This window comes from Klebsiella sp. K4 (assembly GCF_014596785.2).
Classification (GTDB): domain Bacteria; phylum Pseudomonadota; class Gammaproteobacteria; order Enterobacterales; family Enterobacteriaceae; genus Klebsiella; species Klebsiella pneumoniae.
Genome location: NZ_CP115021.1, coordinates 2,644,005 through 2,668,249, shown reverse-complemented (window position 1 = coordinate 2,668,249; position 24,245 = coordinate 2,644,005). Strand labels below are relative to the sequence as shown.

Genomic DNA, 24,245 nt, shown 5'->3' with positions numbered 1-24,245 from the left:
AACTGAATTAAATGATTTTCTTCTTTGTGTAATTGCTCAGCACAAGGCAGGGTACGCTAAGCAATGGCGGTCAAAGAGGTTTACGGCTTGGTGTTGACATGGATGTAGTCGATATCCGTTCTCCTTTGCGGGTTAGCGGTCTTTAGTGCGTCAGTCGCGACGACATTTGCCGATGAACAGCGCTCTGGTGTGGCACGTTGCTGTCGCTCCGGCGATTTACCGTGGTAAGAATATGGCACAAAGAAATGGAATGAACATGCAACAAGATCACATTATGAAAATTTAATTTCAAATCAGTGTTGCAGAATGGTAAATGCATGAAGCCAATCACAAAGGCTAAAGGGAGTATATCCCCATGAAAAGCAGGTTAAATTTACAGTGAGGTAATAACGATGTTGTTTTCAGTGGGTTAATGTAAATCGAAGAATACTACGCAGATCACATTTTTACGCCATAATATTGAAGAATAGAATTTATATTTCATTGTCACGATCGGGGCAAAATGAAGATAGAGGCCTTTTACCTCCGGTCTGAAGGGGAAATGAGCGGTTCGCTTTGCCCACGGGGGCGGAGGTTAAGGATGAATGCATCACCGGGGGAAACACCGGGTAAAAATGCAGAGAAGGGGGATTCTCTGCATCTTACCCATCACGAAAAAGATCAGTGCAGTGCGGGCCAGTAGCCTTCGTTGGCGACGATCAGTTCATCGAGGATAGCTTTCGCCACCGAAGCGCTGGGCACCGTTTTCGACAGGGCGATGGCCTGCCACAGTTTCTGGTAACTGCCCTCAATCCAGGCGTCAACCACCAGTTTCTCAACTGCCACCTGCTGCTCCATCAACCCTTTCTGGAATGACGGGATTTTCCCCATCGCCAGCGGTTCCGGACCATTAACGCCCACCAGGCAGGGGACTTCCACCATTGCCGTCTCATCGAAGTTGGCGATGGCTCCGTTGTTCTCGACGATCAACAGCATCCGCTCCTGGGTGTTAAAGGCGATGGCGCAGGCGAGGTCGACGATAAAGGTGGCATGGGCCCCGGCATGGAAATGCGCGCCTTCCGCCGTGCCGCGACGGGTGATCTCCCGGGCCATATCAAAGACCTCTTTTTCGCGTCCGGCCATCACCTCGTTGGCCCGCGTAAACTCCGGGTCGGAATGCGCCACTTCATAGTCCGGGTAGAGATAGTATTTCAGATAGGTGTTAGGCAGCGTCGACGGATCGAGGGCAAACACATCCTTCACCTTTTTAAAGGTCTCGATCCAACTCGGCGCCTTATGCTGAAAGTCTTCTTTTGGGCTGCTGTATCCCTGCTCCGCCACGTGACGCTTCAGCGCGGGCATCAAATCGTTACCGGCTTTATCGGTGATGCTGGTCCACCAGCCGAAGTGGTTCAGGCCATAGTAACGAACGTTCAGCGCTTTGCGCGACGGCAGGCCGAGGATGTCGGCGAACAGACCCTCGATAGCCACCGGCATATCGCAAATGTTGATGATGCGCGCGTCGGGCCGCAGGCGACGGGTCGCTTCCGCGACGATAGCCGCCGGGTTGGAGTAGTTGAGCATCCAGGCCCCTGGTGCGTACTGCTGCATATAATCGACCAGCTCCAGCACCCCGGCAATCGAGCGCATACCGTAGGCAATCCCACCCGGACCGCAGGTCTCCTGGCCCGGCACGCCATATTTCAGCGGGATCTTTTCATCCTTTTCCCGCATCTCATACAGGCCAACGCGAATATGCGCCATCACGAAATCGACGTCGGTAAAGGCCGCCTGCGGATCGGTGGTATAGCTGAACTTCACCTGTGGGAAGCGTTCAGCCACCAGGATGGCGCAGGCGTCGCCGATAGTCTTCTGACGCTGGTGATGGTTGTCGTACAGACGGATCTCCCGCAGGGGAAAGCGGGACATATTTTCCAGTAACATCATCACAATCCCAGGGGTATAAGTACTGCCGCCGCCGGCAATGGTGACCACAAAATTATCTTTCATTTACCACCTCGTTATTCAGTAACACCCAGACTGGCGTTGACCGCCGTTCGAATTTTGTTAACTCCCAGGCCATAGATAACCTGGACATGGTTTCCTTTAATCAGCACGCTGCTCCCGCCGCTCTCTTTCAACAGCGTCTGCTGGATAAGGGCGGGGTCCCGCACATCAACCCGCAGACGGGTAAAACAGTTGCCCACCGCACAGACATTCTCTTTCCCTCCCAGCCCGGCAATCACCAGCGCGCCTTTATCCGGATGCTCGCTATTAGCCTGTTGCGAATGCTCATCTTCGGCTGCGGTTTCGCGGCCCGGGGTGAGCAGCCGCAGACGGGTAATACAGAAGGTGCCGACCAGGTACATGGTCGCGGTTTCCAGCAGACCGAGGGCGACAAACACCGGCCAGCGCGTCGCGCTGACTCCCGCCGGGAGGTTATAGACGACGAAATCGATGAGACCGTTAGTGGCGCAGACCCTGACGTGAAGCAGCCAGGCCAGCATCTGGAAAAAACCGTCCAGCAGGGAGTAGATAAGCCACAGCAATGGGGCGGTGAAGATAAAGAGAAACTCAAAAGGTTCGGTGATCCCCACCAGGACGGAGGTAACAATCAAGGGGATCAGCGTGACTTTCAGCCGCTGCTTATTCTCCGGTTTCGCCGTACGGTAGAAGGCGAGCGCCATGCCGGCGGTGCCAAAAATCTTCACCATCCCATAGGTGAGGAAACGGGCGGAATCACTGAGCGCGTCAACGGGGTGGCGGGCGATTTCGGCCAGGAAAATAGGCTTAGCGCCAATGACGGTCTGACCATCGATCAGCAGCTGACCGCCGATAGAGGTAAAAACGAACGGCGACCAGATCAGATGATGCAGCCCGGTGGGGATCAGGAACCGGTTGAGAAAGCCGTACAGGAAGACCCCGATGGCGCCAAAGGATTTCATAAAGCCGGTCAGCGCCGAGATGCCCAGCTCCACTACCGGCCAGAGATAGACGGTGGCGATGGCGAACATGCCAACCAGCGGCAGCATCACGATCAGCACCAGCTTACTGTTGCCGTAGATCGACAGCGCGCCGCGAAACTCAATCCCAATCACGCGATTATGGACAAAGGCGACAGCGCAGCCAAGGATAATCCCAAAGAATACGCCCATATCGATAACCTGAAAACCGAAGATAAAGGTTTGTCCGCTGCCGTACAGTTGCGCGTTGGTGGCTCCGGTCGCCAGGCGATGGGTGAGGGTTAGCCAGCTATTATTCGCCGCCAGGTACATCAGCCAGGTCATGGCCGCCACGAAGGCCGCTTCGGCCTTGCGGGTTTTCGCCAGACCGCTGGCCAGCCCAAGGCAGAACAGAAACCCAAGATGGTTCATCAGCGCCCAGAGCATACTGGAGACAAATTTCCCCACCAGGTAGAGCCCGCTGCTTTCATCCACCCACAGCCGGTTGGTCGTCATGCTGAACAGGGCGATCAACAGGCCGATAGCTGGCAGATACAGCACCGGCCCGATCATCGCCTTGGAAAAGTCCTGAAGCTTTTTCACTCCAATCATGGTTGTCCTCTCGTCTTTGCAGACCGCTGTCATCACCTGATGAATAGGCTTATCAGACTAGGAGCAGACCACCGGGAACCCGAGCAGGAAAAGGGCCATCTGTGACGAAAGTCATATATATTGTTGCTGGATAGATATATAAATATGACGTGATTTATAGATGTGTCGTTGTTGATTTTTTCGCTGCGAGATAAAAATAATCATTTAATTACATTAGGTTATTCATGGTTACCGTTGACTGGCGCCACTCCATCGAGACATCTAAAAGTGATTTATAAAAAGATTGCCACTGAACTGAAGGCCCGCATCAACAGCGACGACTATGCCGTCGGCGATATGCTGCCCAGCGAAAAAGCGCTCGCCGCGGAGCTGAAGGTCTCGGTGATGACGCTGCGCAAAGCGCTGGCGCTACTGGAGGAAGAAAAGCTGATCGCGCGGCGGCACGGCAGCGGAACCTGCATTGTGCGTAAAAGTAACTATCATGGCGGGGAACTGGAGGGCTTTAACTACCAGATGCAGGTGGTGGGCGTCACCAACTACCGTAACAAAGTTATTGAATTTACGCTGCTTGATGCCCCGCCAGCCATTGCCCAGCAGTTAAAGATCCAGCCGGGGGAGAAAGTGTATTACGTCAGACGGCTGCGGCTGATCGATGAGGTCCCAATCCTGGTGGAAAACAGCTATATCCCCTTCGCCACCTTCCCCTGGCTCAGCGTGGGTAACCTCGAGCAGTCTAAGTTCAACTATTTCAAAAAAGAGTGCCATATCACCATTATCGAGAGCCACCGCAGCTATACCCCGGTGCTGGCGACCCGTGAGCAGGCGGAGCTGCTGCAGGTGGCGCCAAACAGCCTCCTGCTGCGGGTGCAGTCGATCAGCTACGCCCAGAACCGGGCGATCGTCGATTTCTCAGAGATCTACCAGAACACCAGTAAGTACAATGTGAAGCACATTACCCGCCGCTAGAGGATTCAGACCAGCCATCCCCGGGCGATCAGCTCTATCCCCAGCGCCAGCAGGAACAACAGAAAGCCCTGACGAAAGCGCTGCGGGCTGAGACGCGAGCGGATCCGCTGTCCCAGCCACATGCCGAGCAGCGCCGGCAACAGCGCCAGCGCCGACAATAGCCATGCATCATCATGCCAGCCATCGTGCAGGGCGAGGCCAGCCGCCAACGCCAGAGTGGAAAGGGTGAACGACAACCCCAGGGCCTGCACCAGCTCGTCGCGACGAAAGCCCAGCGCCTGTAGCCAGGGAACGGCCGGAATAACAAATACCCCGGTCGCCCCGGTGATAACGCCGGTCAGCCCGCCCATGAGCGGCGACAGCCACTTCTCCACGCGGCCGGAAACCTGAAACACCGGACTGCAGAGCGCATACCCGGCATAGACTATCAATGCGGCGCCAAGCGCCAGCGCCGACCACCGAGGATTGAGGCCGATCAGCAGTGAGGACCCGGCCAACGTGCCAATAATAATCCCGGTCATCATAAGCCAGAGACGGCGTACAATCTGCGCCAGCGCCGGGCCTGCCAGTAACTGCCAGAGATTGGTGAGCAGCGAGGGAAGCACCAGCAGCGCCGCTGCGGCCTGCGGCGGCATCAGCAGGCCAAGCAGGCCCATCGCCACGGTGGGCAATCCCATGCCGGTCACCCCTTTGACCAGCCCGGCGGCAATAAAGATCAACAGGAAAGAGATCGTGTGTAAATCGAACATTATGGCTCACTTTTCAGGGTAGAAAGGGGCATTGAAACAGCTGGTCGTGAGGGCCACAATGCGGTATGTTGGCCATAGACTACGGAAAAACCGAAGGGAAAGGAGGGCCTGATGCGACTGGATCTGGCCGATCTGCGGCTATTTATCGCCATCGTGGATACCGGCAGTATCACCGGCGGAGCGGCGAATGCCCATCTGGCCCTGGCGTCCGCCAGTGAGAGGCTGCGCAAGATGGAGGCCGAGATCGGCGTGCCGCTGTTGCACCGTCATGCCCGCGGGGTGACGATGACAGAGGCCGGGGAGATACTGGCGCGCCATGCCCGCCCGCTTCTTGCGCAGCAGCAGCGTCTGCGCCAGGCGATGCACGCCTTCGCCTGCGGTCAGCGGGGGACGCTGCGCCTGTTCGCCAACACCTCGGCGATGTCGGCCTTTCTGCCGGGGAAGCTCGCCGCCTGGATGGCAGCGCACCCGGCGGTGCAGATCGAAACCGAAGAACGCACCAGCGCGGATATCGTCAGCTGTATCCTGGCGGGCGTGGCGCAGGCCGGAGTGGTGTCCGATGCGGTCGACCCCGGGCCGCTGCGCCTCGATCCCGTCGCTGACGACCCGCTGGTGCTGATCGTGCCGCCAGCTCGCCCTCTGGCCGAAAAACAGGAAGTGGCGTTTGCGGCGGTGCTCAACGAGCCGTTGGTCGCCCTCTATCAGACCAGTGCGCTACAGCAGCATATCGAACAGCACGCAGCTGAACTCGGCCAGGCGCTAAACGTTCGGGTCAGGATGAGCCATTTTGCAGGGCTTTGCGAGATGGTGGCGCACGGCGCCGGCGGGGCGATCCTGCCGCGCGTTATTGCCGAGCGTTACCGGCAGCGCTATTCGTTTGCCGTCATCGGGTTACAGGACCGCTGGGCGCAGCGCCGTTTGTGCCTGTGCTACCAGGATGACGCCAGCCTGTCGCCAGCGATGCGCCGCTTACTGGAATGGCTTCGTCAGCCTTGAGAATATCAGTGACAGTGTCACTTTTCATGCCCGTTATTGCTACTGACATCCGTGCCAGAGATGCGATAGTAGAGGTCCGCTTTTATTAAGACGCGAATCAGGACAGACAAGATGAGTACATTACCAAAGGTCGCGGTGCTGGGACTCGGCGCCATGGGACACGCTTTTGCCAGTAACCTGCTGAAAAACGGCTTTACCGTTGCCGGCTGGAACCGTTCGCCAGCCCGCGGCGAAGATTTACAGGCGCATGGGTTATCTCTGCACGCCACGCCGCAGCAGGCGGTGGCCGATGCCGAGGTGATCATCAGTATGCTCGCCGACGGCGAGGCCACCCTCGAGGTACTGGCGCAAATCGCGCCCGCCTGTCAGCCGCAGGCGATCTATTGCCAGATGGGCACCATTGGCCTGCCGGAGACCCGGCAGGCCATCGCGTTGTTGCGGGAACTTCAGCCAGCGATGACCTATATTGATGCCCCGGTGTCGGGGACCAAAGCCCCCGCGGAGAAGGCACAGATCCTGGTGCTCGCCAGCGGAGATCGGGAAAAGGGCGCCGCTGCCGAACCGGTGTTTGCGGCTATCTCCCGCGGGACGCAGTGGTTTGGCGAGGCGGGCAACAGCCAGAAAATGAAGCTGGTCCTCAATGCCTGGCTGATTTCGATGATGCAGGGCATCGCGGAAAGCGCCCAGCTGGCGAAGACGCTGGGCTTCACCCCCGACCAGCTGTGGAGCGCCCTGGAAGGCGGCCCGCTGGCGGCGCCCTATGTCAAAGTGAAACTGGACGCCATCGCCAGCGAGCAGTTTACCCCGCAGATGCAGCTGGCGCATGCCCTGAAAGATGCCCGGCTGGCGCTTTCCCTGGCCGAGCCGCACACCATGCCGGGGCTGGAAAACATCGCCGAACTGTGGCAGCAGGCGGCGGACGCGGGATATGCCGGAGAGGATTTGTCTGCGGTATATCAGTGGCTGTCGCCGTCGTCAAAAGCGTAGTTTCCTACCCACGCCAGGAAAGAAGTGGCCATGGTGGCCACTTATCCTGGCGGATGGGGCATCAATTCGAATCTATCGTACGTTAGCTTAAGCTATCAATCCATTCGCTCTGGCGCGGATTCAGCCGGCGATAACAGTGTACCGACACCGCCAGCTGCGTCAGGTCGGTGAAGACCATCGGATCGAGCTGTATATGCTTTTTAATTTGCTGCAGCCGATAGGTGAGCGTATTACGATGAATCCCCAACAGCAGCGACGTTTTGCCCGGTTCGGCATTATTGGCAATAAAGCTGCTCAGGGTATCCAGCAGCACTTCTCCGGAATCATGCTCAAGCAGCTGGCGTACGTTATTGATAAAAAAATTGACCATATAGCTGTCTTCCAGCACCCTGAAAAGGCAGAGCATTGCCATTTCGCGAAAGTAGTAGATCTGCCGCTGCGGCTGCACTTTGCTACCCACTTCGATCACCGAGCGGGCGAACCGAATGGCCTCGCGAATGTCCGGGGCGCTGTCCGCCTGCACGCCAATTCCGATATAGTAATGGCTTATCTGATTACTCAGTACAAACTCAATGCCCCGCAGCAGGGTTTCCTGGGCTTCGCTTAGCGCGTTGAGGATCAATATTTCATGGCTGCCCAGCAAAATAACGTCACTTACGCCGGAGAGCTGCGAGAATTCCCGCAACAGCGTACTCAGTATGTCGCTTAACTGATGCTGTTCGACCTGCACGGTCACTACGATCGGAACCCGCGGTGTATCAAAATCGAAACCAAGTTCCAGCAGGCGATGAAGCGCTTCTTGCCCGGCGGGCGTAGCCCCTTGTTCCAGATACTGACAAAACAAGGTGTCACGCAGACGTTGCCGCCAGTTGGTTTCCCGCATCTCTATGGCCTGGCGGACCAGCAGTTCGGCGGTGAGCACCGCCAGTTCAGCATAGCGGCTTATCGCCGCGGGATCGCCGCTGATGCCTACCACCATCACCACGCGATCGTCATAGATAATGGGATGATTAATACCAGGATGCACGTTGTGAAAACGCGCGGCTTCCGCGGCGTTGTTAATACAAATGCGTTTCCCGGTGCGTATTACCTCCCGGGCGACTTCATGCTGTTCGCCGATACGATGCCGTTCACCTGAGGCAATGATCTGTCCATGATGGTCAATCACATTCACGTTATGATGAATTATCGCCATTGCCCGGGCGACAATTTCATTAGCCAGCGCTGTTGTAATAATCATACAGTTATCCGCTTATGTGCCTCTCCGCGCCACCCGCTCAGAAAGGTTCGTAGAACATTCTCCGCGGCGTCGGCGAGGAGCGGTTCGCATGTGTTCATCGACTCTGCCAGCGCCATAGGGCGCTGGCAAATAGACCACATTGCGTCAATATGGTGTTGATATAATTGCCGGCTGCTCTCATCACGCCCGCCGCAAAGGGCCACAACCGGCACGCCATGGCGTGCGGCTTTGCCTGCCACGCCCACCGGGGCCTTACCAAAGGCGCTCTGCCGATCGAGCCAGCCTTCACCCACGATCGTCAGCGCGGCATCGCGAAGATGGTCGTCGGCGTTAAGCAGCTCCAGCACCAGGTCAATGCCCGGACGCAGCGTGGCGCCGGTATAGGCGATAAGCGCAGCCCCCATACCGCCCGCGGCCCCGGCGCCGGGCCGTCCGCTGACGTCGAATCCGAGGGTTTGCGTAAGCAGCTGGCTATAATGCGCCATTCCCGCCTCCAGTTCGCAGAGCGCCGCCTCGTCCGCGCCTTTCTGCGCCCCATACACCCAGGTGGCGCCATGCTCGCCAAGCAGAGGGTTAGTGACATCGCAGGAGGCCTGTATTTCGCTTTGCTGTAGACGCGGGTCCAGACCGCTCAAATCGATGCGCTGAATATGCGCCAGGTCCTGACCTGCCGCGGGAGCCGGCAGCAGGGTGCCGTCCTTACGCCAGAATCGTGCGCCGAGCGCCTGGGCAAAACCGATGCCGCCATCGTTGGTCGCGCTGCCGCCCAGGCCGATAATCAAGTGCCGACACCCGGCGTCCAGCGCCGCCTTTACCTGTTCGCCCAGCCCGTAGCTGCTGGCCTGACGCACATCCCGCTGCGCTGGCGGCGTGAGTTCGAGCCCACAGCTTTGCGCCATCTCGATAATGGCCCGCTCGCCGGGCAGGATCAGGAAATCCGTCTGCACGGAGAGACCGTAAGGCGAGGTACAGCGCTGCTGTTGCCACACCGCCCCCTTAAGCAACGGACTATCCGCCAGAGTCGACAGCAGTCCCTCTCCGCCGTCGGACACGGGCATTTCGACCAGCTCCAGCGTCTGGTCAACCCGGCGCAATCCCTGGGCTACCGCTGCGCAAGCGGCCTGCGCGCTACAGCTACCTTTAAACGAATCCAGCGCGATAACAATCTTCATACGTTCTCCTGCGTTAATGCGCTTTGCGCGGCGTTTTATCGGTGGTCATGAGCTGTAATAACATCCCCAGCAGCGCACATCCCGCCATGGTAAAGAAGGCGTAGATATAACCCGCTGGATTTTCCCAGCCGCCGCCAAACTGAATGAGCCAGCCCATAAGCAATGGCGAAATGCCGCCGCCGATAAACATCGCCGTGGTGATGATTCCGTTAGCGGTCGAGGTGGCGCGTTCTTCGGCGGAGTCCGACGCCATGGCGTAGTAGATAGGCCACACGGCGTTGGCCACCAGGCCAAAAAATAGCTGAATGGCGATAAGGCGCGGCATATTGGTGGCGAAATAGAACAGCGCAATGCCGATACTCATCCACAGACCGCAGACGATCAGGGTTCGTTTACGGCCAAAGCTATCCGACAGCCAGGGCCAGATTACCTGACCCAGGGTACCGGTAAGCGTGAAGATAATACTCAGCCCGGCGGACGCCGCCAGCGACAGGCCGGAGACGTGATAAAGATACGGGGGCAGTACAACGTTAATGCCCATATAGACGATTTGCGTCAGCAGGGTATTGCCCGCCGTCAGCGAAATATTGCGGTTGCGCAGGGTGCGTAAAAAGGTCTTCATCCCTTCGCCTTTGGCGACATGGCTGCTTTCCTGCGTCGCCGGGCGCGTCAACCCCTGGCTGTCGATATGCTGATAAAGCGTGTTGATGCGGTCGGCGGTAGAATATTTTGCCCAGAAGATCATTAGCGGGATGGCGACGAGCAGCGCCAGCAGGAAGCAGTAGCGCCAGCTGCCTTCGCCAAACGTGGCAAGCACCAGGCTTGCCACCACGCCGCTCAGCAGCGCGCCAATCGGATAGCCGGTATGATGCACCCCCAGCGCAAAACCACGCTTCTCTTTCGGCCACCACTCCGCGGTGTTGCTGACGCCGACGGGTTCGCCCCAGCCGGCCCCAAGGTTGACGCCCACGCGCAGCAGCACAAAGGCCGTCAGCCCGTGGCTGATCGCTTTAATCCCGGAAATAAAAGACAGCGCGGTATAGCCCAGCACCAGCGGTACCTGAAAGCGCGCTCGTTTCCAGCCAGACCCGTAGCGATCGCTCCAGATGGAGCCGGGAATATCCAGCACCGCAAGGGCTACCATGATCAGGGCGACGATATTGCCCCACTGTTCCGGCGAGAGCGAGAACTCCTTAGAGATGACCGGGCCAAGGCGCAGGATCATCTCGCGATCGTAGGCGTTAAGCACCCAGATTAGCCAGCAAACCAGTAGCGAAACCCAGGAGAAGCGATGTATCAGCCGCTTTTTGCCACGTTGTTCGCCGGCAGGTGTGTGATTGATTGTTGTCATAGTCGTGTTTACTCCGCGGCGTCGCGACAGCATGATGCGCGCCGCCTGGTGTCAGGGTCAGAGTCAGTTCGCCGGGTATTATTGTTATCGCGGCGAGCCGGTGGTTCGTTTAGCCGGCGAAGCGCCGTTCCGCTACGCCGGTCACGCCCAGGTCGTAAATGGCGAACAGGCTGCCGCGCAGCTGATTATCTTCCGGGAAGCGCGGCAGGGGCGGCTGCGCCATGGAGGTGACGTACAGCACATCAAGGTTTTCGCCTCCGAACATCACGCTGGTCACTTTTTTCACCGGCATCTCAATGATGCGATCGACCTTGCCCTCCGGGGTATAGCGCACCAGCTTGCCCGCGTAGACCAGCGCGTTCCACAGATAGCCTTCGCTGTCCACGGTGGCGCCGTCCGCCGCGCCGCCTTCGCTGCGATCGACATGGCAAAAGACCCGTTCGCCGGAAAGATCGCCGGTCGCGGTGTTGTAGTCCCAGGCGCAGATTTCGCCCGTCCAGGTATCGGCAAAATAGAACGTCTCGCCGGAGGGGCTCCAGCAGGGGGCGTTAGAGACGATAATGTCTTTCTTCAGCACGTGCAGTGACAGATCGGGGTCCAGGCGATATAGCGCGCCGCTCGGTTCCTCTTCGCGCATATCCATTGACCCGAACAGAAAGCGTCCCTGACGATCGACTTTGCCGTCGTTGAGCCGGTTAAAGGGTCGGTCCGCTTCCGGATGGTGCAACAGCGTCAGCTCGCCGCTGGCGAAGTCGAGCAGATGAACTCCATTCTGCAGCGCCACCACCGCGCCTGCGCCGTTCTGGCGCAGGGCGAAAGAGCCAATTTTCTGTCGCACGTCCCAGCTCTTGATCGCGCCGCCCTGCGCGTTGCAGGCGAACAGGCGCCCGTCGAGGCTGTCCACCCACCAAAGACGCTGCTGTTCGACATCCCAGACCGGGCTTTCGCCGAGTCGGGTTTTTAAATCCAGTAACACTTCAATGCGCATAATGGCCTCCTGATTACACTTTTTCGCCGTGGGCCTGTTTCGCCGATACGACGGAGCCTGGGGATGAGGAACTTTTGAGAAACAGGGACACCAGCGCGCCGATAATCAGTAGCGCGACAGCGAACCATAAGCCGGACGTTGCCGCACCGGTGCGGTCCTCAAACGCGCCGAGAATAAACGGCCCGAGAAAGCCCCCGCACAGCCCGAGGCAGTTGAGCAGGCCGAAGCTGCCCGCCAGCATATGCCCGCTCATGATGGACGGGAGCCAGTTAAAGATGATGGATTGCATAGCGAAGAACATGAAAGCGGCCAGCGAGAAGCCAAGCAGCGCCATACCGTGGCCGGCAATGGCGCCAATCGCCATGCCGGTTGCCATGACCAGATATCCGGCCATCAGCATGCTGCGGGAACGCTGTTCCGTGCGGGCGAATCGCGGCAGCAGGATCCCACCCGCGGCGGCGGCAATCCACGGGATGGCGGTCAGCAGACCAATCTGCAGCGGAGTAAGCTGGCCCCAGCTACCGATGATCCCCGGCAGGAAATAACTCAGGCCGTAAACCGAAAACTGGTGGGTAAAGTAAATCAGCACCAGCAACAAAAACACTCGGGTGGACAGCGCGGTTTTCAGGGAGAAACGGCTCGGCGTATGGCGCGTTTCCTCGGCTTCTTTCGCCAGTACCGCGTTAATGGCTTGCACATCGTCGCTGTCCAGCCAGCGGGCGTCGGCTGGTTTATCCGGCAGTCTGCGCCAGACGACGAACGCCAGCGCTATCGCAGGCAGCCCTTCGATAAAGAACATCCACTGCCAGCCGTGCCAGCCGGACATGCCATCAAGGCTTAATAACAATCCGCCCAGCGGCGCGCCGATAATATTGGCCAGACAGACCCCCAGCAGGAACAGGCCGGTGGCTTTTGCGCGCTCTTCGCGGCCAAACCAGAGGGTGAGGTAGTAAATAATGCCCGGATAGAGTCCCGCTTCGGCGGCGCCGAGCAGAAGGCGCATCACGTAAAAGGACGTAGGCCCGGTGACAAACGCCATACCGCAGGAGAGGATGCCCCAGGTAATCATGATGCGAGCTATCCAGCGCCGTGCGCCAATCCGGGTGAGAAACAGGTTACTGGGGATCTCCAGCACTGCGTAGGTGAGAAAAAACAACCCGGCCCCGAGGCCGAATGCGGTTGCGGAAAGGCCGATATCCACCGACATGGTCGCTTTCGCCATGCCAATATTTGTACGATCAATAAAGCTGATGATGTACGCCACGATAAGCAGCGGCATCAAATGGCGGTAGATTTTTTTATGGGTGCGTTGCAGCTGCGTCCCGTTTACCGCCTTTTCATTTATTGCGGACATGGTTATTATTTCCCCGTATTCGTGGTCAGAAGCCTTGCCGGGATCGAGACGATCCCGTTCGTCAGCTCACAGGTTGTCGCCGGGTGCTGACCCGAACGACGCCCGGCCCGAAGCCCCACTTCGGGCCGTCTTTTGCTAAGCGCCTTCGCGCTCGAACAGCATAGAAATCCCCTGGCCGCCGCCGATGCACATGGTGACCAGACCAGTGCGTGCGCCGCTGCGCGCCATTTCATACATCAGTTTGACCGGCAGAATCGCACCGCTGGCGCCTACCGGGTGGCCGAGGGCGATCGCGCCGCCGTTGACGTTAACGCGGGCCGGGTCGAGACGCAGATCGTTCATCACCGCCAGCGCCTGAGCGGCGAAGGCCTCGTTGAGTTCAATTAAATCAATGGACTGCACATCTATATTGAGACGGTCCATCAGGCGTCGGGTAGCGGGAGAGGGACCAAACCCCATAATCTCCGCCCCGCAGCCGGCGACCGCCCAGCCGCGAATGCGCATGCGCGGGGTTAAGCCGCGTTTTTCCGCCTGCTGGCGGGTCATCATCACCAGCGCCGCCGCGCCGTCGTTAATGCCCGATGAGTTGGCCGCCGTCACCACGCCGTCGGCTTTAAACGCCGGACGCAGCGTGGCGAGCTTTTCACGCGGGGTGTCGCGCGGGTGTTCATCGGTCGCAAACAGGCGGGTCGCTTTTTTGCCGTCCGGCACCTCAAGGGCCAGGATCTGCTCGCGAAAGCGACCCTCCGCGATCGCCTTCAGCGCCTTCTGCTGGCTCGACCAGGCGAAATCGTCCATCGCTTCGCGGGTAATACCGAAGCGTTGCGCGACGTTTTCCGCGGTGATGCCGTTGTGATAAGGGCCTTCCGGCCAGGTGAGAATGGAGATCAGGCCATCTTCCAGCTCGCCGTGGCCCATGCGATAGCCATCGCGCGCTTTACGCAGGTAGTAGGGCAGCTGGGTCATATTTTCAGTGCCGCAGACGACGACCACCTCGGCCTGGCCGCTTTGCAGCTGCATCATGCCGTCCGCCAGGGCCTGAAGTCCGGAGCCGCACTGGCGGTTAACGGAATAGGCGGTGCTCTCCTGCGGGATCCCCGCGCGCAGCTGACAGATGCGGGCGATAAAACCGCTTTCGGCGATTTGCCCGACGTTGCCGACGATCGTTTCGTCGATATCCTGCGGCGCAATCCCGGCGCGGGCGATCGCTTCGCGAATGACGGCGGCCCCAAGGTCATGCTGATGGGTATGTTTAAGACTGCCGTTAAACGTGCCAATAGCGGTACGGACGCCGCTGACAATCACAATATCATTAGCCTGGGTCATTGTTTTTCTCCTTACAGCACCATGCCGCCGCCGACGTTAATCACTTCACCATTGATATAGCGCGCGCCATCGGACGCCAGAAACGCCACACACTCGCCGACGTCTTTCGCCTCGCCGGCGTAACCCGCGGGAATTTTGCTGATCATGATTTGCCAGACGTTTTCCGGTACGCCGCGCGTCATGTCGGTATCGATAAAGCCCGGGCAGATGGCATTCACCGTGACACCTTTTTTCGCCAGTTCGCGGCAGGCGGTTTTGGTCATTCCCACCACGCCGGCTTTTGACGCCGAATAGTTGGTTTGCCCGACGTTGCCAAGCCAGCTGGCGGAAGCGATATTGATAATGCGGCCCGCACCGCGCTCGCGCATGCGGATAGCGGCCTGCTGCATACAGAGGAAAGTGCCTTTCAGATTAACGTCGATAACCGTGTCCCAGTCCGCTTCCGTTAATTTGTGCAGCATGGCGTCGCGGTTGATTCCGGCGTTATTCACCAGAATGTCTACCGGGCCAAACGCCTCTTCGGCCTGGGAAAACAGGGCTTCGACCTGCGTTTTTTCAGCGATATTGCAGCTGATAAACAGCGCCTGTGCGCCCGATTCGCGCAGGGAAGCGGCGGCGGCTTCGCCGTGTGCATCACGATCGGCGATAATCACTCGCGCGCCTTCCCGCGCAAGCACCTGGGCAATGCCAAAGCCGATACCGCGTGCGGCGCCGGTGACAATGGCGGTTTTACTGGCAAGTTTCATAGCAACGTTCCTTATGAGTCAGAGGATGAATTCCGGGACAGATGTTCCGCGAGACCGCAGGGCGGCGGGGCGAACAATCGGCTGTCCATAACCTGAAGATCCGCGGCGATCGCCGGATGAAAATCCATATGCGCCAGGATGTCGCGCTCAAGATCGATGCCGGGGGCGATTTCCGTCAGCACCGGTCCTTCCGGGCGCAGTTCGAAAACCGCCCGTTCGGTGACGTAATGCATGGTTTGTCCTTTGGCGCGGGCCAGTTCGCCGTTGTAAGAAATCTGGTTTACCCCGGCGACGAATTTACGCACTTCGCCTTCGCGGCGGATATGCAGCGCCCCGTGTTCACAGGCGATCTCCAGCCCCTTGGCGGTAAAAGAGGAGCAGAACACGACGTGGCGGGCATTCTGGGTGATATCGATAAAACCGCCCGCGCCGGGGCAGGATGCGCCGAGCCGTGTGGCATTGACGTGCCCGTGCGGGTCCATCTCGCCGGCGCCCATAAAGGTGATGTCGACCCCTGCGCCGTTGTAGTAGAGCATTTGATCCTGGTGGCTAATCATCGCGCTCAGATTACGGCCGATACCAAAATCCACGCCACCCGCCTGCTGCCCACCGTAGATCCCTGACTCGACGGTGATGGTGACCTGCTCGCCGAGCTGTTCCTCGTGAATGATGGCGCCAATCACGTCATTGGGAATACCGGTGCCGAGATTGATGACGCAGCCGGGGGTCAGATAGCGGCAGGCAATCCGCCCGATAAGCTTGCGCAGGTCCAGCGGCAGCGGCGCATTTTGCGCGGCGGGCAGCTGGATATCGCCGCACAGCGCTGGGTCGAAGGCCCAGCTTGAAGTCTGGCGGTGATCCGTCTGCGGCTCTTCGCATACCACAATGGCGTCGATCAGGTTGCCGGGAACGGTGATGCTTTTCGGATGCAGCGAGCCTTTCGCTACGCGATATTTCACCTGCGCCAGCACCTTCGCCCCGTAGCGTCTGGCGGCGAGAACGGCGTGCAGGACTTCCAGCTTCATCACCTCTTCATCGGTCGTGAGGTTGCCGTCTTCATCAGCATGGGTGCCGCGCACAATGACCACGTCCAGAGGAAGAGCCGGATAAAACAGATATTCGTCGCCGCGAAACGTGACGTGCTCGATCAGATTGGGTCGTTCGCGGGTGCGGGCGTTCATCCTTCCGCCCTCTATGCGCGGATCGACAAAGGTACCGAGACCGACGGGAGAAAGCCGCCCCGGCAGTCCGGCGGCCATCGCGCTATAGAGATGAACGATCTGCCCCTGCGGCAGGCACCAGGCTTCCACTTCGTTGTTGTTGATCATCGCCATCCAGCGCGGCGCCAGGCCCCAGTGCGAACCGATAAGGCGGGTCACCATACCCGGATGGGCAAAGTGCTGGATACCGCGCTGGCGATCGCTTTGCCCCGCGGCATGCAGTAGCGTCAGGTCACGCGGTTCGCCCGCGGTCAGAAAGCGCGCTTCGATGGCGCTTAAAATGGACTCCGCCGCGCCGATAAGCGTCATCCCGACGGTGCAGACGGTGTCGCCGCTGGCGACCCACCGCGCCGCCTCATGGGCGTCGATAAATTTGCTGCTCACTTTTTATCCTCCGTTGATAGCGTGATGATGGATTCTGCGAGACGCGTTTTGAGCTGCTGTTTGCTCACTTTGCCGTTGTGGGTACGCGGTAAAGCACGGGTGAAAATAATGCGCGCCGGTAGCTTAAAACGGGCGATTTTGACCTTCAGCCAGTCGAGGATCTCTTCGCTGGTCAGGTGATGCTGGCCATCCGGCACGATAAACGCCACGGGCTCTTCGCCGTAGACCGGGCTGGGGGTCGGGATGACGGCAACTTCCCGTACTCCCCGATAGGTAGAGAGAATGTTTTCCAGCTCCAGTGAGTAAATTTTCTCGCCGCCGCGATTGATCATGTCCTTGCTGCGGTCTTTGATGTACAGCCAGCCTTCGTCGTCGAGATAGCCCAGATCGCCGGTACAAAACCAGCCCTGCGCATCGCAGCTCGGGCGTCGCTCGCTGTGCTGCCAGTATTCGCGGATCACCACATCGCCTTTTAGCCAGATATGGCCGATTTGTCCGGCGGGGAGGGGCTGCTGGCGATCGTTGCGGATGGTAATGGCGAGACCCGGGATCGCCTGACCTGAACTGCCGCATTTATCGCTGCCCCAGACGTCGCCCGGAAAAATCGTCGCAGGCGAGGTCGTTTCGGTGAGGCCGTAGATTGGCTGAATCGCGGTATGCGGGAACAGGGTTTTTAACTCCTTGATCAGTCCATCGCTCAGGTGGCCAGCGCCGCAGGCAATCGTGCGCAATGCCGGAAAATCGCTGGGATGGTTGACGCTCTGCTCACGCGCAGCCTGGCAAAGAAGGATAAAAATGGTGGGCGAGCCGTGCAGAAAGGTAATGTTCTGCTCGCGCAGGGTGGTGATCACCTGCGGGGCATTGAACCGATGCTGCAGCCAGATGCTCGCGCCGAGGCTAATAAACAGCGCCAGCAGCGCCGACAGGCCGGTGATGTGATAGATAGGCACCGCCAGGATGGTGCTATCCGCGGCGGTGAGATTCAGTTTTTGCGTATAGGCGTCAATCGCGCAGAGCAGGTTATTGTGGGTGATAATCGCCCCTTTAGGCTCTCCGGTGGTGCCGGAGGTGAACATCATCACCGCCGTATCGTCGCGGTTAACCGGGACCGGCGGGCGGGTCAGCGGTTCGGGAAGGCAGAGCGCCTGCCATTCGCTGAGTGAAACCGCACGCGCGTCAGGGGTGTTTTTCAGCCAGTCCTGTACGGTCGCATCGAACAGGACAACCCGGGGAGCGATATGGCCTACCAGCGCCTCGCTTTCGGCCTGCTTAAGCTTGGTGCTGAACGGCACCACTTCGATGCCCAAACCCAGCGCGGCAAAAAGGACTTCGCAAAAAGCGGAGTGATTGCCCCAGGCCAGCAGAATACGGTCGCCTTTGCGCAGCGACCAGCCGCGATCAAGCTGCGCCATCGCCCGCTGTACCCGCAGATGAAAATCGCGGTACAGATAGCGCCGATCCTCAAACGCCAGCGCCAGGGCATCCGGGCTGCGGGCGGCGCTGTGGCTCAGGGCCTGGTACAGATTCTGGAAGTCGGCGGAGGTGCTGTTCATGTGTCTCTCCTGATATCGCGTATTGAGTAGGAGTAGTCTGGGGAAATTCAGGAGAGGAAATTGCCGAATGGCTCACAATAGAAAATCAACAAAACAGAAGCAATTTTGTAACATTGCACAATGGGCAGGAGAGACCGGGTGGGGGAGAGATATCTGCGAATCAAACCGACGTGAATAATGCCAGAGGACGCTATCTTTTAGACCCGTATTAACCGGGCCTAAAAGAGTGAAGGGGTCAGCCCTGCCGCTTAGCGTTTACAGGCATCGAACTCGAGCCGTTCGCCATCGGGGCCGCGAATAAGCAGGAAGCGCACGTTGTCTTCTTCTATCGGCCCTTCATCGAGCGGATAACCGAGCGCCGCCAGCCGCTGCTGCACCGCATCCAGGTCGCTGACTTCCAGCGCCAGATGATCGATACCGCAGCGAGGGGCGTCAAAGGGCGTTCCAGCGGGAAGCTGATACAGCTCGAGGACGGCGCCCGCTATTTCCAGGAACGCAACTTCAATAGTGCCCTGTGGCGATGGCTTGCTAAACCGCTGCTGGCGCTGAAAGCCCAGCGGTTCATAGAAGGCAAGCGAACGCGTTAAGTCACTGACCTGATAGCCAATATGAGCAATCGTGTTGATAAGTTCGCGCATGTTATACCCCCTTACGCACGCACCAGAAGCCGTAGAAAGCGACATACACAAAGCACAGGAGCGGAGCGATAAAGGCGATTTGCATATTGCCGCCGTTCATATCCGAGATAATGCCCATCACCAGCGGAATTACGGCCCCGCCGATAATCGACATCACCACGATCGAGCCTGCGGTCTGGGTATCTTTCCCCATCCCTTTGATCACCAGACCAAAGTTCGTCGGCCAGCATGGCGCCATACAGAAGCTGACCAGAATGAGCGCATAGACCGCCAGCATTGAACCGCTGAAAACGGCAATCAGTAACAGGGCGGTGGCGGCCAGGGCAAACGTTCCGAGCAGCATCGCCGGATTCAGACGGTTCATCAACCAGGTGGCCACGGTTTTTCCCACGGCGTAAATCACCAGAGAAGCCAGCAGCCAGTAAGTCGCGGAGTGCTCGCTGGTGCCTTGCTGCACGAGCTGCACAAAGCGAATCGTGAAGCTCCATACGCCAACCTGGGCGCCGACGTACAAAAACTGCGACAGGATCCCGAGGCGAAAGCGCGGGATAGCAAACAGGCGTTTCAGCGTTGGCCCCATGCTTTCCGTCGGGAGTTGTTGCTGTTGAGCGGGCGCGCCCTTGCACGACGGGAATTTAATAAACACGAACACCAGCGCCAGCACCACCAGTACGGAGCCGATAATCAGATAGGGCCCGACCACCTGACCAACCATCTGATGGCGTGCAACGTCTGCAGCGGCGGCGGGCATCGCCAGCAGTTGTTCATGACTCGGATCGTTTTCGCCAAAGACCATCAGCTGGCCAATTAATACGCCGGAGATCACGCCCAGCGAGTTGAAGATCTGCGAAAAGTTAATACGCTGGGTGGAGGATTGAATCGGACCCAGCAGGCTGGAGTAGGTGTTTGCCGACGTTTCCAGAAAAGAGAGTCCGCAGGCGATCACTCCGAGGCAGGCGAGGAACGCGCCGTAGGTCATGATCTGTGCGGCCGGAACGAACAGGAAGCAGCCGAGGGCGTACAGGCACAGCCCAATAATAATCGCCGCTTTATAGGAGAAACGCTTAATCAGCGCCGCCGCGGGCAGGGCGACAAAAAAGTAGCCGAGGAAAAAAATCGACTGCACCAGCGCTGTCTGGGTATCCGTTAAATCGAAGCCCTTTTTAAACTGGGCGATCAAAATATCATTCAGGTTGCCCGCCATCCCCCATAGCGCAAACAGGCAACAGACCAGTAAAAATTGCAGCCAGGGGGTATGGGGTAAATACGCACTGGTGTCCAGTTTTTCTTTTTGGACCGCTGCGTTATCGACCTTATCCGTGATTAGCGTACTCATTGAGCTATCCTCTTAATGTTTTTTATACAGTAGGGTTTATGCCATTTCATAATCAGCGGCGGCACGGAGAAGCCGTTCCTGTGCCTCCAGGTACTCAGGTAAAGATGAGGCGCCTTGCTTTTCGACACTGACGGCGGCATAGGCCGCCGCGAATCGGGCTGCGGCCTGTAGCGGTTCCCCGCAGGCCAGCCGCGCCGCCAGCGCGCCGTTGAAGGCATCGCCCGCACCGGTGGTGTCGCGGGGGTGAGAAGGAAAGCAGGGAATAGGGGATTTCACCCCATGCTCGCTCAGCAGGGCGCCGCTGGCGCCGAGAGTGATAATGACGTTGCGCGCGCCCTGAGCATGTAACACGTCGGCGGCCTCAGCCGCGGCCGTCAGACTGTCAACCCGGCGTCCGGTCATTAACCCGGCCTCCGTGGCGTTCGGTGTAAGTAAATCCACTTTGCTTAGAACGGCGTGCTCAACGGGCTGCCAGGGCGCGGGATTGAGTATTACCAAGGCCCCGGCTTGTTTGCCGGCGTCTATGACCTGTTCAATAGCAGAAAGATTGTTCTCCAGCTGAACCAGAACCACATCCGCGCAGCCGATAGCGGGAATGCAGCCGGCGATTTCATCATCGGTCACCGTCATATTCGCGCCGGGATCGACGGCAATCATGTTTTCGGCATCGTTACCGGCGACATAAATCAGAGCATTGCCGGTGGGGATCTCTTCGGCGACCAGCAGCGTCACAGCATTGAAGCCCACGCCTTTCAGATGACGGCGGGCAAAATGGCCGAAGGTGTCATTGCCAATCTTGCCGATATAGTGGACATTTGCTCCCGCTTTTAGCGCGGCGGTGGCCTGGTTCGCCCCTTTACCTCCGGCGCTGGTCATACTTCCGCAGGCCACTAAAGACTCACCTGGTACCGGAAAGCGATCCACCCTGGCGACCATGTCGAAATTGAATGAACCAAAAACACAGACTTTTCCTGACATCATTCGCTCCTCTATACCAGCTCGGGGGAGTGCAGCGCGGCGGACAGTTCGCGGGACATGGTTTCCCAGGCCAGCTCGAGCGGCATATCAGCGCGGAATAAACCGCTGCTGCCCATCACTAATATCTGTGCGCCGGCGCCCAGCAGCGCGCGGTAGGTGTTGCGGTTACAGGAGCCATCGACTTCCAGCAAGAAGCGGAGGCTGCCGGTCTCTTTGAGCTGATGAAGCTGCGTAATTTTGGCGAGCATTTCAGGAATAAACGGCTGACCGGCATAGCCTGGGTCGACGGTCATCACCGTCACCTTATCGAGCAGATGCAGATAGTGCTGGATGCTCTCAACCGGTGTGGCGGGATTGAGCACCATTCCCACCTCTTTCCCCGCCTGACGAAGCATATTGATAACCCGGAACGCTTCGCGGCAGATGGTCTCCGGATGCAGTGAGAAGGCGTCTGCGCCGGCGTCTAACAGCGCCGGTATAAACGAAGCGGGCGCTTCGACCATCAGATGGACATCGATAGGAAGCGAGGTGTAGGGACGGATCTGCGCCACAAAGCTGGCCGACAACGCCAGATTTTTGACATAGTGGCCGTCCATGATGTCGACATGCAGCCTGTCGGCTTTGCTGTTTAGAAAGCGCAGCTGTTCCGTCAGCTTCATCATGTCCATACACATCAGCGAGGGAGAAAGGTAATAACGCATAAGGCCTCATTTATTCCGGTGGTGGCTGAATTCAGGCAAAGTCTGGCCCTGCCGCGGTAAGCAGCGTTTCGACATTGCGCGTATTAACCGTCACGTCATGACGGCGTACTCAGGCTATTTGCAGGCTGACGTTATGCCAGGTCATCTCTTTTTCCAGCAGCGGATCGACAAACCTTTCAGTCACCAGACAGTCCAGCTCGCCCAGTCCGCCGATACGCGCGACGCCTGTTCGCCCCAGCTTGCTGCCGTCGACCAAAGCCACAGTCTGACGGGCGGCCAGCAGCATCTGTTTCAGCAGGGCGGCGTGGGCTTGCGTACCCGCATACAAGCCGCTATCGCGCTCCAGCCCCTGGCAGGAGAAAAAGAGCGTATCAATGGCATATTCGCGTAGCGTTCGTGAGGCGGTTTCCCCGAAGAACGACTCTTCGGTCGGGGAGAAATCGCCCCCCAGCCCGACGAGATGCAACGAGCGTCGGCTCATCAGAGTTTGTAAGATGCGAATGGAGGGCGTAATCACCGTCAACGCCATCTCCGGCATCTGCCGGGCCAAAAACCAGCTGGTGCTACTCCCGTCCAGGACAATGGTCTGTCCCGGTTGGAGAAACTGCAGTGCTTTACGGGCCACGCGCATTTTGCCTTCGCTGTGCAGCAGCGTTCTGTGCTGAAAGCTTCCCTGGCTATCTTCAACTGGCAGGGCGGATGCCGCCGCCCGGGTCGCCGGCAGCGGATTTTCCGCCGCCAGCGCTCCACCGTGGCTTCGGGTTAAGATCCCTTTGCGTTCCAGCTCGCTCAGATCGCGGCGAATCGTTTCCCTGGAGACCCGAGTCGCTTGCGCAATCTCATTCACCCGCATGACGCCGTGTTGGCCCAGCAGTTCAACAATCAAACGATGACGTTCCAGCGGCAACATAGCTCTCTCCTGAAGTACATAATCAGATTACCTTTCCCTTGCGCAGAGCGTTGAGACCTCGGGAATGTCCCACGAAGGCAAGCTATCCGCAGCCGAACACTGTGATAGCGCACGCATTTCGCTTCACTTCCGTCAGCGGTTTGCGCTATTTCGCCCGTGATTCAGGCATAAACAAAAACAAACAAAAATAAATGCAAGATTGCTTTTGCGCCCATTTATGCCCGATTACGCCTGCTCTGCAAGGTTAACGCTTATTTCCTGCTGCTAATTAAAAACAAATGAAAATAAAAAAATGCTAATTTGATCACGTTATTTTCATTTGATGCGTTTTTAAATGGATTTAAGCCAAATATCAGCATTAAATGAAAGTAATTAAAAACAAAGGACAGGATAAGACCATGAATGAAACAACCCGTCGTTTTGCACGTTTAGTTGATCTGAGCGCAGTTCAGGCCACCAGTACCGAAGCGGATGTTCGCGCCTGCGCCGAGCTGGCTGCCAGATACAACATTATTTCCGTCCACGTACTGCCTTGCTGGACGCGCTTTCTCAGTACGTTGCTGCCGCAGCAGGGTACGGGAGAGGTGATGATTGGCGGTCCGGTCGGCTTTCCCGGCGGTGGGCATACCACCGATACCAAGGTTCAGGAAGTGCGGCAGCTGATTGCCGACGGCGCTCGGGAAGTGGATATGGTCGTGAATATCGGCAAAGTGCTCTCCGGCGATTATGACTATGTGCGCGAAGATTTGCGCCGCGTGGTGGAAGCCGCCGCCCCGGTACCGGCCAAAGTGATCCTTGAAACGCACTATCTTAATGAGGAGCAGATTCGTCACGTGTGCGAAATTGCCGTAGAGGTGGGGATGAAGTGGGTCAAAACCTCTACCGGCTGGGCGCCCACCGGCGCCACGGTGGAAAAAGTCAGGATCATCGCCGACCAGCTTAAAGGCCGAATCGATATCAAAGGCGCCGGGGGCATTCGCGATCTGGCCACGGTGCGTGCGCTGTACCAGCTTGGCGTGCGCCGCTTTGGCATGAGCCATGGCGCGGTAACCAAGGTGCTGGCTGAACTGGAGCAGCACCCGGAACGTTTTCCCGAGCTGAACGCCGATTAAACTGA

The 24,245-nt window shown here is 58.2% G+C and carries 21 protein-coding genes; 4 read left to right on the top strand and 17 right to left on the bottom strand.

The features are described from left to right. Nucleotides 1–660: 660 nt before the first annotated feature. Together IB144_RS13290 and IB144_RS13285 are read right to left on the bottom strand one after the other, a co-directional pair. On the bottom strand, nucleotides 661–1,989 hold the full coding sequence (locus IB144_RS13290) for a 6-phospho-alpha-glucosidase (protein WP_004143438.1): 1,329 nt from the start codon (nucleotides 1,987–1,989) through the stop codon (nucleotides 661–663). 11 nt (nucleotides 1,990–2,000) lie between these two features. After that, the gene (locus IB144_RS13285) at nucleotides 2,001–3,533 is read right to left on the bottom strand and encodes a PTS transporter subunit EIIC (RefSeq protein ID WP_065888689.1); all 1,533 of its coding nucleotides are present in this window, start codon (nucleotides 3,531–3,533) and stop codon (nucleotides 2,001–2,003) included. A 267-nt stretch (nucleotides 3,534–3,800) separates the two neighbouring features. Between IB144_RS13285 and IB144_RS13280 the strand changes: the two genes are divergently transcribed. After that, nucleotides 3,801–4,499, top strand: coding sequence for a GntR family transcriptional regulator (locus IB144_RS13280; protein WP_004891992.1), 699 nt, complete (start codon nucleotides 3,801–3,803; stop codon nucleotides 4,497–4,499). Nucleotides 4,500–4,504: 5 nt separating this feature from the next. On the opposite strand, the gene IB144_RS13275 is transcribed toward IB144_RS13280, so the two are convergent. Next, a complete protein-coding gene (locus tag IB144_RS13275) occupies nucleotides 4,505–5,248 on the bottom strand; it encodes a sulfite exporter TauE/SafE family protein (protein ID WP_002904827.1) in 744 nt (247 codons plus the stop codon). 111 nt (nucleotides 5,249–5,359) lie between these two features. Between IB144_RS13275 and IB144_RS13270 the strand changes: the two genes are divergently transcribed. Further along, nucleotides 5,360–6,244 carry a LysR family transcriptional regulator gene (locus IB144_RS13270; RefSeq protein ID WP_020804968.1) on the top strand — a complete coding sequence of 295 codons (885 nt, stop codon included), beginning with the start codon at nucleotides 5,360–5,362 and terminating at the stop codon, nucleotides 6,242–6,244. A gap of 111 nt (nucleotides 6,245–6,355) precedes the next feature. Next, nucleotides 6,356–7,231, top strand: coding sequence for an NAD(P)-dependent oxidoreductase (locus IB144_RS13265; protein WP_002904832.1), 876 nt, complete (start codon nucleotides 6,356–6,358; stop codon nucleotides 7,229–7,231). An 82-nt stretch (nucleotides 7,232–7,313) separates the two neighbouring features. On the opposite strand, the gene IB144_RS13260 is transcribed toward IB144_RS13265, so the two are convergent. The 14 genes from IB144_RS13260 to IB144_RS13195 form a co-directional block, all read right to left on the bottom strand. Further along, complete coding sequence (locus tag IB144_RS13260) at nucleotides 7,314–8,471, bottom strand: sugar diacid recognition domain-containing protein (protein WP_020804964.1); 1,158 nt, start codon at nucleotides 8,469–8,471, stop codon at nucleotides 7,314–7,316. After that, nucleotides 8,468–9,643 carry a glycerate kinase gene (locus IB144_RS13255; RefSeq protein WP_064162055.1) on the bottom strand — a complete coding sequence of 392 codons (1,176 nt, stop codon included), beginning with the start codon at nucleotides 9,641–9,643 and terminating at the stop codon, nucleotides 8,468–8,470. The genes IB144_RS13260 and IB144_RS13255 overlap by 4 nt, the downstream gene beginning before the upstream one ends. Before the next feature lie 13 nt (nucleotides 9,644–9,656). After that, nucleotides 9,657–11,027, bottom strand: coding sequence for an MFS transporter (locus IB144_RS13250; protein WP_004176181.1), 1,371 nt, complete (start codon nucleotides 11,025–11,027; stop codon nucleotides 9,657–9,659). A gap of 76 nt (nucleotides 11,028–11,103) precedes the next feature. Then, nucleotides 11,104–11,982: an SMP-30/gluconolactonase/LRE family protein gene (locus IB144_RS13245; RefSeq protein WP_023287640.1), complete on the bottom strand. Its 879-nt coding sequence runs from the start codon at nucleotides 11,980–11,982 to the stop codon at nucleotides 11,104–11,106. A 13-nt stretch (nucleotides 11,983–11,995) separates the two neighbouring features. Next, nucleotides 11,996–13,336 carry an MFS transporter gene (locus IB144_RS13240; protein ID WP_048289346.1) on the bottom strand — a complete coding sequence of 447 codons (1,341 nt, stop codon included), beginning with the start codon at nucleotides 13,334–13,336 and terminating at the stop codon, nucleotides 11,996–11,998. A 135-nt stretch (nucleotides 13,337–13,471) separates the two neighbouring features. After that, nucleotides 13,472–14,662 (bottom strand): thiolase family protein, encoded by a 1,191-nt coding sequence (locus IB144_RS13235; protein WP_048289347.1) that lies wholly within the window; start codon nucleotides 14,660–14,662, stop codon nucleotides 13,472–13,474. 11 nt (nucleotides 14,663–14,673) lie between these two features. Continuing rightward, nucleotides 14,674–15,408, bottom strand: coding sequence for a 3-oxoacyl-ACP reductase FabG (gene fabG, locus IB144_RS13230; RefSeq protein WP_002904841.1), 735 nt, complete (start codon nucleotides 15,406–15,408; stop codon nucleotides 14,674–14,676). Nucleotides 15,409–15,419: 11 nt separating this feature from the next. After that, nucleotides 15,420–17,012, bottom strand: a complete 1,593-nt coding sequence (locus tag IB144_RS13225) for a CoA-transferase (RefSeq protein ID WP_004179836.1) — start codon at nucleotides 17,010–17,012, stop codon at nucleotides 15,420–15,422. Continuing rightward, nucleotides 17,009–18,565, bottom strand: coding sequence for a class I adenylate-forming enzyme family protein (locus IB144_RS13220; protein WP_065888688.1), 1,557 nt, complete (start codon nucleotides 18,563–18,565; stop codon nucleotides 17,009–17,011). Before IB144_RS13220 ends, IB144_RS13225 begins: the two co-directional genes overlap by 4 nt. Before the next feature lie 248 nt (nucleotides 18,566–18,813). Beyond that, complete coding sequence (locus tag IB144_RS13215) at nucleotides 18,814–19,203, bottom strand: VOC family protein (RefSeq protein WP_048333666.1); 390 nt, start codon at nucleotides 19,201–19,203, stop codon at nucleotides 18,814–18,816. A 1-nt stretch (nucleotide 19,204) separates the two neighbouring features. Next, entirely contained in the window at nucleotides 19,205–20,539 is a 1,335-nt protein-coding gene (gene fucP, locus IB144_RS13210; protein ID WP_002904849.1) for an L-fucose:H+ symporter permease, read from the bottom strand. Nucleotides 20,540–20,575: 36 nt separating this feature from the next. Beyond that, on the bottom strand, nucleotides 20,576–21,517 hold the full coding sequence (locus IB144_RS13205; RefSeq protein WP_023278994.1) for a ribokinase: 942 nt from the start codon (nucleotides 21,515–21,517) through the stop codon (nucleotides 20,576–20,578). Between the two features lie 11 nt (nucleotides 21,518–21,528). Further along, complete coding sequence (gene alsE, locus IB144_RS13200; protein ID WP_004151641.1) at nucleotides 21,529–22,218, bottom strand: D-allulose 6-phosphate 3-epimerase; 690 nt, start codon at nucleotides 22,216–22,218, stop codon at nucleotides 21,529–21,531. A 109-nt stretch (nucleotides 22,219–22,327) separates the two neighbouring features. Continuing rightward, nucleotides 22,328–23,128: a DeoR/GlpR family DNA-binding transcription regulator gene (locus IB144_RS13195; RefSeq protein ID WP_004143408.1), complete on the bottom strand. Its 801-nt coding sequence runs from the start codon at nucleotides 23,126–23,128 to the stop codon at nucleotides 22,328–22,330. Nucleotides 23,129–23,490: 362 nt separating this feature from the next. Here IB144_RS13195 and deoC point away from each other — a divergent pair, with 362 nt between their 5' ends. Further along, nucleotides 23,491–24,240, top strand: coding sequence for a deoxyribose-phosphate aldolase (gene deoC, locus IB144_RS13190; protein WP_040242580.1), 750 nt, complete (start codon nucleotides 23,491–23,493; stop codon nucleotides 24,238–24,240). The last annotated feature ends 5 nt before the right edge of the window (nucleotides 24,241–24,245 follow it).